This window comes from Olsenella sp. HMSC062G07, from assembly GCF_001811895.1.
Lineage (GTDB): Bacteria > Actinomycetota > Coriobacteriia > Coriobacteriales > Atopobiaceae > Olsenella_F > Olsenella_F massiliensis.
On the sequence record NZ_KV806951.1, the window covers coordinates 506,063 to 520,270 of the forward strand.

The 14,208-nt window shown below is 64.3% G+C and carries 13 protein-coding genes and 3 tRNA genes; 7 read left to right on the forward strand and 9 right to left on the reverse strand.

Features of this window, described 5'->3' with window-relative positions; translation table 11 throughout:
* Positions 1–84: 84 nt before the first annotated feature.
* Positions 85–816, forward strand: coding sequence for an anti-sigma factor antagonist (locus HMPREF2826_RS05450; protein ID WP_070639890.1), 732 nt, complete (start codon positions 85–87; stop codon positions 814–816).
* A gap of 579 nt (positions 817–1,395) precedes the next feature.
* On the opposite strand, the gene HMPREF2826_RS05455 is transcribed toward HMPREF2826_RS05450, so the two are convergent.
* Positions 1,396–1,469 (reverse strand) — tRNA-Cys (locus HMPREF2826_RS05455).
* A gap of 38 nt (positions 1,470–1,507) precedes the next feature.
* Positions 1,508–1,583: transfer RNA gene (locus HMPREF2826_RS05460), tRNA-Gly, on the reverse strand.
* 268 nt (positions 1,584–1,851) lie between these two features.
* On the opposite strand from HMPREF2826_RS05460, the gene HMPREF2826_RS05465 reads away from it, so the two are divergent.
* The 5 genes from HMPREF2826_RS05465 to HMPREF2826_RS05485 all read left to right on the forward strand — a co-directional run bounded on the left by HMPREF2826_RS05465 (position 1,852) and on the right by HMPREF2826_RS05485 (position 6,473).
* Entirely contained in the window at positions 1,852–2,916 is a 1,065-nt protein-coding gene (locus HMPREF2826_RS05465) for a putative ABC transporter permease (RefSeq protein ID WP_070639893.1), read from the forward strand.
* Positions 2,913–4,184 (forward strand): cysteine desulfurase family protein, encoded by a 1,272-nt coding sequence (locus HMPREF2826_RS05470; protein ID WP_070639896.1) that lies wholly within the window; start codon positions 2,913–2,915, stop codon positions 4,182–4,184. Before HMPREF2826_RS05465 ends, HMPREF2826_RS05470 begins: the two co-directional genes overlap by 4 nt.
* Positions 4,177–5,391, forward strand: coding sequence for a tRNA 2-thiouridine(34) synthase MnmA (mnmA, locus tag HMPREF2826_RS05475; protein ID WP_246824698.1), 1,215 nt, complete (start codon positions 4,177–4,179; stop codon positions 5,389–5,391). Before HMPREF2826_RS05470 ends, mnmA begins: the two co-directional genes overlap by 8 nt.
* 349 nt (positions 5,392–5,740) lie before the next feature.
* A complete protein-coding gene (locus HMPREF2826_RS05480; RefSeq protein WP_070639902.1) occupies positions 5,741–5,956 on the forward strand; it encodes a type II toxin-antitoxin system RelB/DinJ family antitoxin in 216 nt (71 codons plus the stop codon).
* 442 nt (positions 5,957–6,398) lie between these two features.
* Positions 6,399–6,473: transfer RNA gene (locus HMPREF2826_RS05485), tRNA-Val, on the forward strand.
* A 490-nt stretch (positions 6,474–6,963) separates the two neighbouring features.
* On the opposite strand, the gene HMPREF2826_RS05490 is transcribed toward HMPREF2826_RS05485, so the two are convergent.
* The 7 genes from HMPREF2826_RS05490 to HMPREF2826_RS05515 all read right to left on the reverse strand — a co-directional run bounded on the left by HMPREF2826_RS05490 (position 6,964) and on the right by HMPREF2826_RS05515 (position 12,891).
* The gene (locus HMPREF2826_RS05490; protein ID WP_070639904.1) at positions 6,964–7,506 is read right to left on the reverse strand and encodes a pyridoxamine 5'-phosphate oxidase family protein; all 543 of its coding nucleotides are present in this window, start codon (positions 7,504–7,506) and stop codon (positions 6,964–6,966) included.
* A 337-nt stretch (positions 7,507–7,843) separates the two neighbouring features.
* On the reverse strand, positions 7,844–8,374 hold the full coding sequence (locus HMPREF2826_RS05495) for an ABC transporter ATP-binding protein (protein ID WP_246824699.1): 531 nt from the start codon (positions 8,372–8,374) through the stop codon (positions 7,844–7,846).
* Positions 8,375–8,380: 6 nt separating this feature from the next.
* Positions 8,381–8,557, reverse strand: coding sequence for a hypothetical protein (locus tag HMPREF2826_RS09430; protein ID WP_168163984.1), 177 nt, complete (start codon positions 8,555–8,557; stop codon positions 8,381–8,383).
* Positions 8,558–8,635: 78 nt separating this feature from the next.
* Complete coding sequence (locus HMPREF2826_RS05500; RefSeq protein WP_070639907.1) at positions 8,636–9,664, reverse strand: PTS system mannose/fructose/sorbose family transporter subunit IID; 1,029 nt, start codon at positions 9,662–9,664, stop codon at positions 8,636–8,638.
* A gap of 10 nt (positions 9,665–9,674) precedes the next feature.
* Positions 9,675–10,469: a PTS mannose/fructose/sorbose transporter subunit IIC gene (locus HMPREF2826_RS05505; protein WP_070639910.1), complete on the reverse strand. Its 795-nt coding sequence runs from the start codon at positions 10,467–10,469 to the stop codon at positions 9,675–9,677.
* 29 nt (positions 10,470–10,498) lie between these two features.
* Complete coding sequence (locus tag HMPREF2826_RS05510; protein ID WP_070639913.1) at positions 10,499–11,455, reverse strand: PTS sugar transporter subunit IIB; 957 nt, start codon at positions 11,453–11,455, stop codon at positions 10,499–10,501.
* Between the two features lie 26 nt (positions 11,456–11,481).
* Complete coding sequence (locus tag HMPREF2826_RS05515) at positions 11,482–12,891, reverse strand: 6-phospho-beta-glucosidase (protein WP_070639916.1); 1,410 nt, start codon at positions 12,889–12,891, stop codon at positions 11,482–11,484.
* Positions 12,892–13,051: 160 nt separating this feature from the next.
* Between HMPREF2826_RS05515 and HMPREF2826_RS05520 the strand changes: the two genes are divergently transcribed.
* Complete coding sequence (locus HMPREF2826_RS05520; RefSeq protein WP_168163985.1) at positions 13,052–13,915, forward strand: MurR/RpiR family transcriptional regulator; 864 nt, start codon at positions 13,052–13,054, stop codon at positions 13,913–13,915.
* Positions 13,916–14,208 lie beyond the last annotated feature (293 nt).

The window sequence follows — 14,208 nt, forward strand, 5'->3', positions numbered from 1 at the left end:
CGCACGGCGCCCCCTTCGCGTCACGTCGCACGGCGCTCAGCGTCGCTTTGTCTAGCTCCCGGGGCTTTGGGGAACAAGCAGTCCATGGACACGCATCCCAACATCGCGGTGGTGCATGTGGGCGGTGATTTGGACGTCACGACCGTCCCTCGCACGCGGCGGCTCGTGGAGGGCCTCATCGACGACGGCTGCCGGCGCATCATTCTCAACATGGCCGCCGCTACTGCCATCGACTCCACGGGCCTGGGCTTCGTCCTGGGCGAGATTCGTCGCATGCGCTCCGTGGGGGGACTTCTCTCCATCACCGAGGCCAACGAGTGCGTCATGCGTACCCTGAGGCTGTCAAGGCTCGTTGACTTCGCGCCCGTCTCGGGCGCGGGCGGCTCTCGACAGGTGCAGGAGCTGCCGGCGTCCGCCGTTCCGCTCTGGCGCTGCGTCGTGCGCATCGACCCTTCGGACCTTGCCGGCACGCGCGCTAGCGTGGAGCGCCATCTGTCTCGGGTCGGCATGGATTCGGACTGCCTGTTTGACCTCATGCTGACGGTGGGCGAGGCCATCGGCAACGCCATCGACCACGCCGCCGGCGAGTGCGCCCTCGTGGTGCTCGCATGCTACGAGGACCGCGTCGTCATTGACGTCACGGACTGCGGCTGCGGCTTTGAGCTGCGGGCGGGGGAGGCCGTCCCCCGCGTGGACGAGACGTCCGAGCGTGGTCGGGGCATCAGGCTCATGCGCCTTCTCGCGGACTCCGTGACCATCGGCCGCAAGCCCTGGGGCAAAGGCACCCTGGTGCGCATCGTCAAGCTGCGTCGCTAGGCGGCAGGCTGCGTCGTTGAGAGGCAAGCCGCGTCGCTAGGCGGCAGGCTGCGAGAGGGTGTGGCTGAGAGGCCGAGGGTTTGGCCTACGAAGGTGATTTCGTCTCGCCTCGCATTGTTATCTCGTCTCGCATTGTTATACGTTTGAGACCCGTGCCCGCGTCGTGCCCGGGATTCCTATACGTTTGAGAGTGTCCCCGGCACAGCGCAATACGTTTGAGAGTGTCCCATCCACAGGATTATAAGTTTGAGGATTTGCAGAGATTATTACCTGGGCAAACGTCGCGCCGATTTCTCAAACCTATAGCTCCGTCTAGCTGACGCTCTCAAACGTATTGGTGTGTGGGCCGGGTCTCTCAAACGTATTGGCGTGCGGGCTCAAGGCTTGCAAACGTAAAGGAATCCGTCCGTGTCACCACGCCGGAGGGAAACGCGCCGCGCGAACCAGGAAAACCCTGTAGAGAAGACCACAGAAGAAGGCGAGAAGGGGCAAAAAAGGTGAAAGAAGGGGCACAGAAGGGTGGAAGAAGGGGGAGAGAAAGAAAAAGGGCAGTCCCGAAGGGCCGCCCTCTCACGTTCTTGGAGGCGAGACCCGGATTCGAACCGGGGATAAAGGCTTTGCAGGCCTCTGCCTTACCACTTGGCCATCTCGCCGTACAAAAAAGGCCGAACGCGTCGGCCCAGAAAATACATGGAGCGGGCTACGGGGTTCGAACCCGCGACCTCCACCTTGGCAAGGTGGCGCGCTACCAACTGCGCTAAGCCCGCGAACGCGAGGAATAATATACGTGACCGGACTGTGCGATGCAAGCACTTTTTTTGAAAACTACGAAAGTGCCGTGGGCTAGGTCTTTTCAGCTGCGGTCGAGAGGGGCTACGTATAGGATAGGGATGCCTCGCAAATCCGTCGGACGTCTCGCCAGCGCCCGGAGCTGTCCCGCCCGTCTGGGACCGGCTCGCCCGCTGAGGACGTCTCGCCCGCTCCTGGCCGCCTCGGGCGACGCTGCCTGCGGCCTGACCTCGTATAGGGAGTTGCATGCTCACCAGTATCCTCACCCTCTTCGTGCTGCTGCTCGCCGTTCGCGGCGCCCTCTTTCTCCTGCGTCAGTTCTGGACCTGGCTGGGGCGTGGAAAAGACCTTGATGACGCCATAGACCACCGCAAGATGGCCCAGACGACGCTCTCGCCCGAGCTGCGCGGCAGGTATCTCTCCCGCGCACAGCGTCGCGAGGTGCTGAATCACGCGGTCCGCGCTCGCGAGCGCTACCTGGAGATCATGGACTTTGGCTGGTACCAGGTCGTCTATATCTTCGTGATCGCCTCGGTCGCGGGTCTCGTGCTCGAGGAGCTCTGGATGTTCGCGAGCGAGGGCGTCAGGCAGAGCCGCGTCGGCCTGGTGTGGGGCCCCTTCTCGCCCCTCTATGGCGTGGGCGCCGTCGCCCTCACCTATCTGGGCTTTGCCCTGCGGCGCCTTCATGCGAGCGTTCCCGTGCAGTTTGTGGTGATGGCCGTGGCCGGCGGGCTCATCGAGCAGGTGGCGGGCTGGTCCATGGACCGGATCTTCCACGCTCAATCATGGACGTATCTGGGGTTTCCTGACCACATCACGCAGTGGGTGTCGTGCAGCTCCATGGCGCTGTGGGGGCTGCTGGGCCTGGTGTGGGTGCGCCTGGCGATGCCTGACCTGCTCTTTCGCATCGGCGAGGCAACCACGAGCCGACAGGTGCTGTTCGTGACGCTCTTGAGCGCGTATCTCGCCTTGGATGTGTTCCTGACCGTCTCCGCATTTTACATGCGCTCTCAGCGACAGATGGGGGAGACGCCGCAAAACGCCTTCGAGACGTTCATCGACGAGCACTACACGGATGAATGGATGGCCAACCGCTTCCAGAACATGGTGGTGGGCCAGCAGCTGCCCACGGCCGGCCTTCCGGGCGTTAACGGCACGGTCGCGACGGGCACATCGGCCGCGATGGCCTGCACCATGCCGGTGGACGTGACGGCGGGTTCGACGGCAGGAGCGGCGTCGGGCGCGTCGGAGAGGACGGCGGCAGTGATTGTGCCAGGGGCGACGGAACCCCTGCGCAAGGAGGAAACATGACGACGTCATGCCCGGGCGTCCCGGCGACGGGCGTGCGCGAGGTCTACCTTGACTATGCCGCTGCGACGCCCATGGACCCCCGCGTCATCGAGGCCATGCTGCCCTACCTGGGCGAGAGGTTCTGGAACCCCTCCGCCCCCTATCGGCGTGCCCGGCAGGCGAAGGATGCCGTCGAGGACGCGCGCAGGCGCCTGGCACGCGTCATCGGAGCCCGTCCTGACAACCTGGTGCTGACGGCCGGCGCCACGGAGGCGAACAACCTGGCCTTTGCCGCCGTTGACGCCCAGGCGGACGCCATGGTGCTGGTGGATGCCATCGAGCACGAGAGCGTGCTCTCCTGCGCGGCGGCCCGTCCGCATCGCGTGATGGGTGTGGGCTCGGATGGTCGTTTGGACCCGCGCACGCTCGAGGCCGCCCTCTCGGCCGAGGTGGGACTCGTCTCCGTGGAGCTCGCCAACGGCGAAATCGGCGCCATACAGCCCATACGCCGGCTCTCGCAGGTCATTGCGGCCGAGCGCCGTCGTCGCCTTGAGGTGGGGGAGAGGCGCCCCCTCTGGCTGCACGTGGACGCCTCCCAGGCCGCAGGGCACCTCTCCGTCAACGTGAGCACCCTGGGCGCGGACCTCATGACCCTCTCGGCCTCCAAAATCTACGGGCCCAAGCAGGTGGGCCTTCTCTGGGCGTCGGATGACGTGACGCTCAGCCCCCTGGTCCTGGGCGGCGGGCAGGAGGGCGGCCTGAGGTCAGGCACCGAGAACGTCGCGGGCGTGGTGGCGTTTGCGGCGGCGCTCGAGCTGGCCGACGGGCTGCGTGCCCAGGAGTCGCGCCGCCTGCGCGACCTGCGCAACCGCTTGCAACGACAGGTTCTGACGGCCTGCCCCTGGGCCTGGGTGTCGGGCCCGCGCAAGGACGCGCGCCGCCTGCCGGGCCTTTTGCACCTGTGCCTTCCGCTGCTCGACGCTCGCAGGCTGGTGATCCTGCTGGAGAGGCGCGGCGTGAGCGTGGGGACGGGTTCCGCCTGCGCGGCGAGCAAGATGCGCGTGAGCCACGTGCTGTCGGCCATCGGCGTTCCCGACGAGGTCGCGGCGGGAAGCCTGCGGCTGACCCTGGGTCGGCCAACCACCGAGGACGAGGTTGCCTATGCAGCCGAGGCGCTCGTGGCGGCGGTTCACGACGAGATGGACCGCCTGAGCCTGTCAGAGGACGATGTGTGCGCGGCGTCGCGGGAGCTGCGCGGCGCCGTGGGAGAGAAGTCGCCGTATGCGTGACGAGAGAAGACGGGCACCCCGACGCCCCATGGGGGACGAGGCGTCCTCGGCGTCCCCTGGTGCCCTGGTCTACCTGGGAATGAGCGGGGGCGTGGACTCTGCCCTGGCAGCGGCGCTGCTCGTTGAGCGGGGCTATGACGTGCGCGCCGTCTACATGCGAAACTGGAGTCGTGACCTTCCGGGGTTCAAGTGCCGCTGGAGCGACGACCTTGCCGACGCCGAGCGCGTGTGCGTGACGTTGGGCATCGGGCTTGAGGTGTGGGACTGCGAGGCGGAGTACAAGGCGACCGTCGTGGACTACCTCGTGGACGCCTATGCGCGCGGCTATACGCCCAACCCTGACGTCATGTGCAACCAGACCATCAAGTTTGGCAGCTTTGCCCGACGCGCCTTCGCCGCAGGCGCCGACGCGGTGGCGACGGGACACTATGCCCGCGTGAGGGCGGGCGGCGACGGCCATGCGCACCTGCTGCGCGCCCGCGACGAGCACAAGGACCAGACCTACTTCCTCTGGCGCGTGGGCGAGGAGGTCCTTGCGCACACGCTCTTTCCCGTGGGCGACGTGCGTGACAAGGCGCAGGTGCGTCGCATGTGTGCCGAGCGAGGCCTGGGGGTGGAGGCCAAGCCCGACTCCGACGGCATCTGCTTCGTGGGCGAGGTGGGCATCAGGAGCTTCCTTTTGGACGCGCTCGAGCGGCGCCCCGGAAAGATCGTGGAATGGGAGACGGGGCGGGAGCTGGGCCGCCACGAGGGGGCCTTTCTCTTTACGGTGGGGCAGCGCAGGGGTCTTGACCTAGGCGGCGGCCCGCGTCGCTACGTGGTGGACACTGACGTCGAGAGCAACGTGGTCTACGTGACGGACGACCCCGACAGTCCGGGACTCATGTGCGACGAGCTGCGTCTGAAGGGCGTGCGCTGGATTTCCGGGGAGCCGCCGCGGGGGGGCTCCCTGACGGTGCGCTGCCGTCACACGGGCACGCTCGTCCCGGCGGAGGTGGAGCCTGTCTTGGGGTGCGAACCCGTGGCCGCAAATGCGGCGGGCGGGACGGTGACTCCGGTTGCGTTGGGCGCGGCAAACGCGGCTGCCACGACGGGCGCGGCCGCCCTCGTGCGCTTCTCGAGCACGCAGCGTCGCGTCGCTCCCGGGCAGAGCGTCGTGGTCTATGACGGCCTGCGCTGCCTAGGCGGGGGAATCGTCTCTCGCTGACCTCTCGCCGAGAGAGGACTGCACGGCTGGGAGCAGCGATGTCACGGCCGCGGCGTCGTGTCGCACTAACCCGGTGTCGTGTTGCGTCAACCACATGCCTCGGCATCCTTTGTCGCCCCTTCCCGCCCGACGTCGCCCCTATGTCTGCTGCCGCTGATGTCGCCTTCTTTGCCGTTTGCCAGCTCATCAAGCTTTTCAGGATCTTTGCATCCTGAAAGGTGTATGTTGAAGTAGCGGTATAACAAAAGAATACTAAGGCATACCAAATCATACTTTATACTTAGATGCAGCAGTACAACGCAGCACCCACGTAGAACCCACGCAGCACACCCATAGCTCGGAGAATCATATGAAGGACAAGATGACTCCGATCGTCGCGAAGGTCATGCCCGAGGAGAAGGACAGGTTTTTTGCGGCGACCGAGCAGATCGGCACCACCCCGTCCAATGCCATTCGGATGTTTATCGCAGCGTTCAACCGCGCCGGGACCTTTCCCTTTGAGGTGGGGGTTCCGGCATCTGGAGATGTGAGGCGACGGCGATGCGATACAACGGTCATTGGTTAAGGCTCAAGGTGTTCATGTTGGCCTATCGGCTGGCGCCGTGCCCGTTTACCCTGAGGCTCAAGGATGCCCAGATGAGCCATTGCATCCGTCACATGTGGGCGTAGCGCGCGGTCTTTGGCGCGGGGTGTGCGGGCCGGGCGCGGGCCGGCGCCCGATTCCGGAGGCGGTGTGCGAGGCCGGACGCCGGGCGCATGTCGGACGCGGGCTGCGGGCGCGAGGGCGCGTCACCCAAAGCGTCTTCGGAACCTGCCCATCCAAGTAGCAAGCGTACTGCCGGCGGCAGCTGCCATGCTTAGCCGTCACCCCAGCGGCAACCGCCAACTACCACCCCAGCGGCAATCGTCATTCTTGTGGGGCAGGTAAAGTTTCTGTTGCGCTCCCAGCTTGTATCGTCTATAGTAGCTAACGCGCTGTGCGGCCCCACGTGCGGCGAGACATGTTCGGGCGTTTAGCTCAGGGGGAGAGCGCTTCCCTGACACGGAAGAGGTCATAAGTTCAAATCTTATAACGCCCACCACAAGTAATCCCCGTACCTGCTCAAATGCGGGTGCGGGGTTTTTCTTTCTCTCTTTTTGTCAAGGTCGGGCGGGAGAGCAACGTTTGCGCGACAACGGCGACGGCGTGCGCCGCCGGCATCCCTTGCTCGACGCCGGCAACTCTGCCGTGCCGGCGGCACGGGCGCCGTGGCGCGGAGGCAGTCAAGCGCCGGGCGTCGCTCACGCGCAAGAGACCGCACGGGCACGCGAGGCCGCAAAATTTAATGGTCACGGCGGCGCGAAATCTGCCGCTAATTTTTCGAATCCTGGGACAATGCAAATTTAATGGCAGGAATCGTCTTTTTCTGCCATTGATAATTACTGGGTTTGCTGATAATCCCCTGAGTTGCTGATAATTGCCGGGCTTGCGGACAATCGCGAGGGCTTGCGGATGATCGCCGGGCTTTGCCGCCTGCCGGGTCTTTAACAATCGCCAGACCGCTGATAACGCAGGGGTTTTGCGCCGCCGCGTCAGCTTGCGTGTTCCTCCGATGCGCCGCCGTAGGAGCTTGGAGGATCGATGGTGCGCCCCTTGCGGTCGGCGTGGACGTTGTCGCGGCGCTTGCCGGTGACGTCGGTCACGGTCATCTTGAGGACCGTCGTCGCGGGCAGGAGCCTCTCGTTAATGGGAAAGTCCGCCTCGTGGTACCGGGCCATGAGGGCCCTCAGGGCCGCGACCTTGCCCTCGGCAGGCACGACCTCAATGACGCTGCGACCCATGACGCTCGCGTAGCCCATCGTACAGCTCATCTGCTCGTCGTACATGACGAGAGCATGGTCGCAGTCCATCTCGAAGCTCGCTCGGGCGTCCCGGGCGATGAGGTCGAGCTTCGTGCCCTTGTTCGCGCTGTGAAAGTACAGCGTGATGCGACCGTCCGTCACGTCCATGCCAAAGTTGAGGGGGACGATGTAGGGGTAGTCGTCGCCGTTGAGGGCGATGCGGCAGACGTCGCACCTGCGCATGACGTTGACGATCTCGTCGAAGTCGCTTATCTCGCGGTCTCTCCTGCGCATGACACCTCCTTGGTTGTGAGTGAATCGCATCTTACCCGGCTCATCTTGTCATTTGACTCAGATGTGGGCCTCTATGGCGTCAAAAGTGAGTCATTAGGCAAGATGAGCGCCAGCGCAGCCGTAAAGTGAGTCATAAGGCAAGATGAGCGTCCCGGCCCTAGAGCCGGGACGTTCCAAGGGGGCCTTCAGGGCAGAGGCGCTCGGGCCGCAGCGCTGATCGCCGCCTGCCTACGGTCGCCCGCCTACAGCACGTGGACGTCCCCGGCCGAGAAGTTCACGCACGCCTCGTCACCTGCCTCGTAGATCCTCTTGTTCTTGGGATTGAACTCCGTGATCTTCACGAGCTGGTCCCCGCAGAGCACGTGGTAGTTCTGGTAGTGGCCCATGAAGCGGGCTCGAGCACGAGCGCGCGGGCGAGGGCGACGCGCTGCTGCTGGCCGCCCGAGAGCTGGTTGGTCATGCGGCCCTCCATGCCCTCGAGACCGACGAGCCCGAGGATGCTGGTGACCTTCTCCCTGACGGTCGCCTTGTCGAGCTTGCGGAGCTTCAGGCCGTAGGCGACGACGTTGTCAAAGATGTTGTAGTGGGGCAGCAGCGCGTAGCTCTGGAAGACCATGGCGGTGTCGCGCTTGTTGGGGGTGAGCTCGTTGATGGCCTCGTTCCCGAGGTAGACCTCCCCCTCGTCGGGGCTCTCGAAGCCGGCCACCATGCGCAGGATGGTGGTTTTGCCGCAGCCCGAGGGGCCGAGCAGGGTGACGAACTCGCCGGGGTCGATGTCGATGTTGGCATCATGGACGGCATAGAAGTCCTTGCCGGTCTTGGGGTCCTGGTAGAACGAGCCGTACGCATCGACGCGGACACTGCTCACATTCCCCTAGGGGACCTGCACGAACCACCGCCCCCCCCGCAAGCGAAACTCGATTCCCGCCTCTCCGAGCATGAGCGTGCCGAACCTTGAGAAGAGGGGCAGGACCGAGGCGGTGGCGGGTACCTCGAGCTCCACCTCCCCGTTCATGAACCCATAACCGCGCGTGCTCTCGAACGCTGGCATTGGGTTCCCCTCTCTGGGAGGGCCGGACGGCAAGCCGTCCGGCCGAGGGCGCGAATTAGCGAAACAGGCGCGCCGAGACTAGAAGACCCCCACGAACGCCCCGAGGACACCGACGGCAAACAGACCACAGATGATGAGGATGGGATTCACCTTCCTGCGAAGCAGCAGCAGACAGATCGCGGTAAGGGCGAGCGGCATGAGGCCGGGAAGAAGGGAGTCGCACACGCTCTGGAACGTAGTCGTCTGCATGAGTCGAACGGGCGCGTCAGGATAGGCCGTCGCGTTGGTGAGTACCGTATAGCCGCTCGAGAGCAGCCCGTCAATTTCCGCAAAGCCATTCGTGAGCGCCTCTGCGGCGACCTGCTGCCCACCATTCAGAAGGTCGACGAGCGTCGTCACTGCCGGAAACTTCTCGGCAACGGCGCCCATGTCGGACGTCGAGAGCACCACGTTCGAAAGGTTGATGCTCGTCCAGCGCGGGATAAGCACGCCCATCACGAACATGCCGAGGATCGAGGCGCCGGTCGTGATCTTTTGCATGATGCCACCGGAGAGGTCGGAGACGATGTTTCTCCCCTGCCTGTACCCGAGCTCCTGGGTGTACCAGGTGAACCCCATGCGCACGGCATTCCACACCACGAAGAACGCCACGGCGCCCATGACGTTTCCCGTGAGGGCGAGCGATGCCGCAAACGCCCCCAGGATGGGACGCAGCGTGCCCCAGAATACCGGGTCGCCCACGCCGGCGAGAGGACCCATCATGCCGATCTTGACGCCCTGGATGGCAGCGTCGTCGATGTCGGCGCCGTTCGCGCGCTCCTCCTCGAGCGCCATGGTCACGCCGAGAATCGGAGAGGCGAGGTAGGGGTGGGTGTTGAAGAACTCGAGGTGGCGATTGAGGAACGCAGCCCTGTCCTCACGACGGAGGTAGAGCCTGTCCGCGAGCGGGGCCATGCTGAACGTGAATCCCATGGTGATGAGGCGCTCGTAGTTGTTGGACGCCTGCATGAACGTGCTCCTAAGCCACACGGCGATGCGGTCGCGCTTCGTGATCTGGAACCTCTTCCCGGCGCTCGCCGAGGTCGAGGCAATAGTCTTGTCTTCCATTGCAAGCCCCCTACTCGTAGTCGTTGATGATGGCGTCAAGGTCGTCGCCCGCGATCCCCGTCGAGGCCTCCCTGCCCCCGACAGAGTTGAACTCGGGAGCGAGCTGAAGGTACACAAGGGCGATGCAGAGTCCGATGATGCCCATGGCGATGAGATTGAGAGCGGAGAGCGCCGAAAGGGCGAAGCCCAAGAAGAAGAACGGCCAGAGCTTGGGAGTGGCCATCATGTTGATGACCATAGCATATCCCACCGCGACGATGAAGCCGCCCGCGGTCGAGAGGCCCGTGGTGACCCATGTGGGAATGGCACCGAGGGCCGCCTGGACCACCTCGACGGGCACCGCGATGATGAACGCAGCGGGAATGAGGACACGCAGTCCCTGAAGCATGAGAGCAGCCATGTGGGCCATCTCGACCCCGCGCACGCTGCCCCTCTCGGCAGAGGCATCTGCGACATGGATGAGACCGACCGTAAGCGTTCGGACGATGATCGTGAGGCCCAGCCCAGCCACAGCAAGCGCCATGGCAGCCGAGATGCCTACGCCCATGTCGACGCCCTTCATGCACACGAGAATCGCCGAGGCGACGGAGCACAGCGCGGCGTCAGGGGCGACGGCGGGGCCGATGTTCATCCACCCGAGCGCCACAAGCTGCAGGGACCCTCCGAGCAGGATGCCCTCGACAGGATGCCCCGTCACGATGCCGATGAGCGTGCACGCCACGATGGGCTGATGGAACTGGAACGAGTCGAGGATGCCCTCGAACCCCGCGAGCAGAGCGACGATAAGAACGAGCAGAACTTCCATTGATAACCCTCCCTATGCTGATTCACTGCCTAGCCGAGCAGGCCGCTGCCCTCGACGAGGGGCCATATTGGCTCCTCCCGGTCTGTCGGGACCTTCTGCCAACCGAGCTCGCACCCGCTGTCATGCAGGCACTTCAACGCCCTAGCGTCATCAGCGTCTATCGAGACCGTCTCGTTGATAGCGACTTTGCCCGCGGAGTGCGCCATAGAGCCGACGTTCACGTGGCCGATGCCCACGCCCCCCTCGACGGCGCGCACCACGTCCTGAGGCGTCTCGAAAAGGAGCAGGGCGCTCGTCGTCGAGAAGCGCGGGTCTCCCGCAAGTTGGACCAGCTTCGACACGGGACAGACGTTCGCCTTGATCCCTGGGGGAGCCGCCTGCGTGATGAGGTTCTTACGAAGCTCGTCATGGGCGACCGCATCTGAGACCACGATGATGCGATTGGGGCGAATCTCCTTTGACCACGCCATGGCGACCTGGCCATGCAGCAGGCGCGTGTCGATGCGCACCCACTTGATGTTGAGGCCACCCTCCCCACCCTTCGTCGCCGCGGCGGGCGCGGGTGCCGGAACGGATGCCCTTCGGGGGACAAGGTCCTCGGGAAGCACGCGAACCCCCCGTCGTCCCTCCACCAGAAGCTGCCCAGCGAGCTCCCGTGCGCTCGACCCATCGTCTCGCGACGAGCATGCCTCGATGGCCATGGGCAGATTGAGGCCTGTGACCAGGACCCATCCCGCATGGTCTGCAAGCAGCGTCGATACCTGGTTGAAGGGAGTGCCTCCCCACAGGTCGACGAGAAGGAGCACGTCATCGGGATCCGAGAGGCCTGCAGCGGCAGACTCGAGAGCCACCCTCAGCTCGTCGGGGGACATGCTCGGCAGAAGCGTCACGCAGGAGAGGTCGTCCTGCCCGCCCAGAAGCATCTCTAGGGAGTCCCTCACCCCCTTCGCAAGATTCCCGTGGCTTGTCAGAACGATTCCGGTCATCTCTTCTCCTTCCCGACGGATTTTCCCTACTTGCCCTCTGCGAGCAGCTCGAGGACGACGGGGTCGGTCACCCTCGCCCCCGCGGCCTTGAGACCTGCGATGGCGTCGGCAAACTGGGGGAGGTAGCGCTCGTGGGCCAGGAGGAGCTGGTTGAGCACCTCGACGGCCTCGGGATTCTTTGCCACGAGCGGGTTGAGCGTGAAGGCCTCACGGGCTAGGCCGTAGTCACCGGTGATGGCAGCCTCGATGGTGAGCTCCTCCATCGCCTTCATGACCTGCAGCCAGCCCTTCTCGGCGCTCGGCATGGGACCCCAGGCGATGGGTTCGGCGCCCGTCGCCGAGATGAGGCAGGAGACCTCCACGATCGACGAGGGGTCGAGGTCGGGCAGCGCACCGCGATTCTCGGTAGATACGACCATGTGTTCGTGCTTGTCGTTGTAGATGGCGCTGATGCACTCGCACGCGGCGTCGGAGTAGTAGGCGCCGCCACGCTTGGCGAGACGGGCGGGCTTGACATTGAGAGTTGGATCGCGATAAAGCTCGAACAGCTCGTCCTCGACCTCCTTGACGTGCTCGGCACGCGTGTCATTCGCCCGGAAGTCCTCGACGCAGTGACCGAGCATCTCGTCGGCCATGTAGTAGTAGCGGTGATAGCCGCAGGGCATGAGATGCATCGAATGGAGCAGGTCGCAAGGGAACTCGGCGGCGAAGATGTTCGCAGGGAACGGGCCGTCAGGGTCGTTCGCGTGCCCTATCATCTCGTCGGTAAGGTCGTTACCGCAGCTATCGAACACCTTGTGCCAGTGGAAGTGATTGAGCCCGGCGAAGCGGAAGGTCAGCTCACTGGAATCGCGACCGATGAGTGCGGGCTCCTTCATCATCGAGATGACGGGGATGTTGCACAGGCCGATGGTGCGCTTCCAGCCAAAGTGCTTGATGGCGGCCTCCGTCACCATGCCGGACGGGTTGGTGAAGTTGATGAGCCAGGCGTCAGGGCACAGCTTGCGCATATCGGCGATGATCTGGCCGATTACCGGGATGGTGCGGAACGCCTTGAACATACCTCCGGCGCCGTTGGACTCCTGGCCGAGCATCCCGTGGGAGAGCGGAATGCGCTCGTCCTTGATGCGAGCCTCGAGCAGCCCGACGCGAAACTGCGTGGTGACGAAGTCGGCGCCCGGCAGGGCCTCGCGACGGTCAAGCGTCACGTGGACCTCGACGTCGTGGCCGGCCGCCTTCCACTGACGGCGCACCATGGCGGCGATGATCGCTACCTTCTCCCTTCCCTCCTCCACGTCCACGAGCCAGATCTCGCGCACCGGAAGCTCGTGATAACGTTTGATGAACCCCTCTATGAGCTCAGGGGTATAGCTGCTCCCCCCTCCAATGGTGACAATCTTGATGCCCTTGCTCGGCTCGTTCCTCTCTGGTTCCATTGCGTGCCTCCTTGCTCGTGTGCCGAAGGTGCCACGACTGCGAGTATAGGATGGCCCAGGGGCGGCCTAGGTGACCCCCGGGAAGCTTGGAAAGCCTTTTCAGAGATGGTCCCAAAAAGAAGAGGTGCTATGATAAGTTCTGATAAGTCTGAGAGGAAGGGTGCCCATAGACCTCCGCCGTCGCATAGAGTCGAGCGAGGGGCTCACCCCTGTCGACCGTGCCATCGCGAGCACGGTCCTCGCCCTCAGGGGAGACTTCGACTCCCTCTCGATCAAGGACCTCGCCCGGGCATCCCATACCTCGACCGCCGGGGTGAGCCGCTTCTGCCGAAAGATCGGACTCAGGGGCTTTCGCGAACTCAAAACGGAGGTGGCGCGCTCGACTGTCCAGAGCGTCCCCTTCGACGAGGTGAACGTCGACTACCCCTTCATGGCCGACGACTCGCCCCGCCTCATCGTGCAGAGCTTCCGTGCGCTCTACGACTTTACCATCGCCGATGCCGTCTCATGCGTTGACTACTCCGAGCTCTACTCGTGCGCGCGGCTCATCGCCCGAGCGCGGAGCGTGAGCATATACACCCACTCGCACAACCTGCACGTGGCGGCCACCTTTCGCGAGAGGCTCTTGCGCATCGGTCGAATAGCCGATCTCCCCGCCGCCGAGGAGGAGCAGCGCATCCTCGCCTCCGCCTCCCAGCCCGGAACGGTGGCGATAGCCATCTCCTACTCGGGCAGGGCGACCTTCCTGCCGAAGGTGCTTGGAATCCTGCGCGGCGAGGACGTCCCCACCATCTTCGTAGGGGCAAACGAGGGGGCACGCCTGCATCCGCATCTCGCTCACTACCTCCGCGTGAGCAACCGAGAGGACCCTCAGCAGCGCATATCGCAGTTCGCGTCCCACATCGCGTTGCAGTACATCCTCGATGTGCTCTACGGGTGCGTCTTTACCCTCAACTACGACGACAACATGGCCTTCCTACAAAGGACCATGCCCCGCGTCGATGACCGCCGCTTCGAACGGTAGCGGCGCTGTCCGGGTTAGGGTTCGCACGAGGGTTTTCCCGAAGGCGCCGCGCCGATGTTCTCACAGTTAGAGGTCATGTGTCGCTAAGAAGGACGCTCATGACGCCCCTCCATCGGACCCAAACCCATGGAACCCGCGTCTCGATGCCGCCGCGACGCCAAAAGGGGCTATCCCTTTTTGTTAGAGCACGTGCACGTCCCCGGGCGAGAAGTTCACGTAGGCCTCGTCGCCCGCCTCGTAGATCCTCTTGTTCTTGGGGTTGAACTCCGTGATCTTCACGAGCTGGTCCCCGC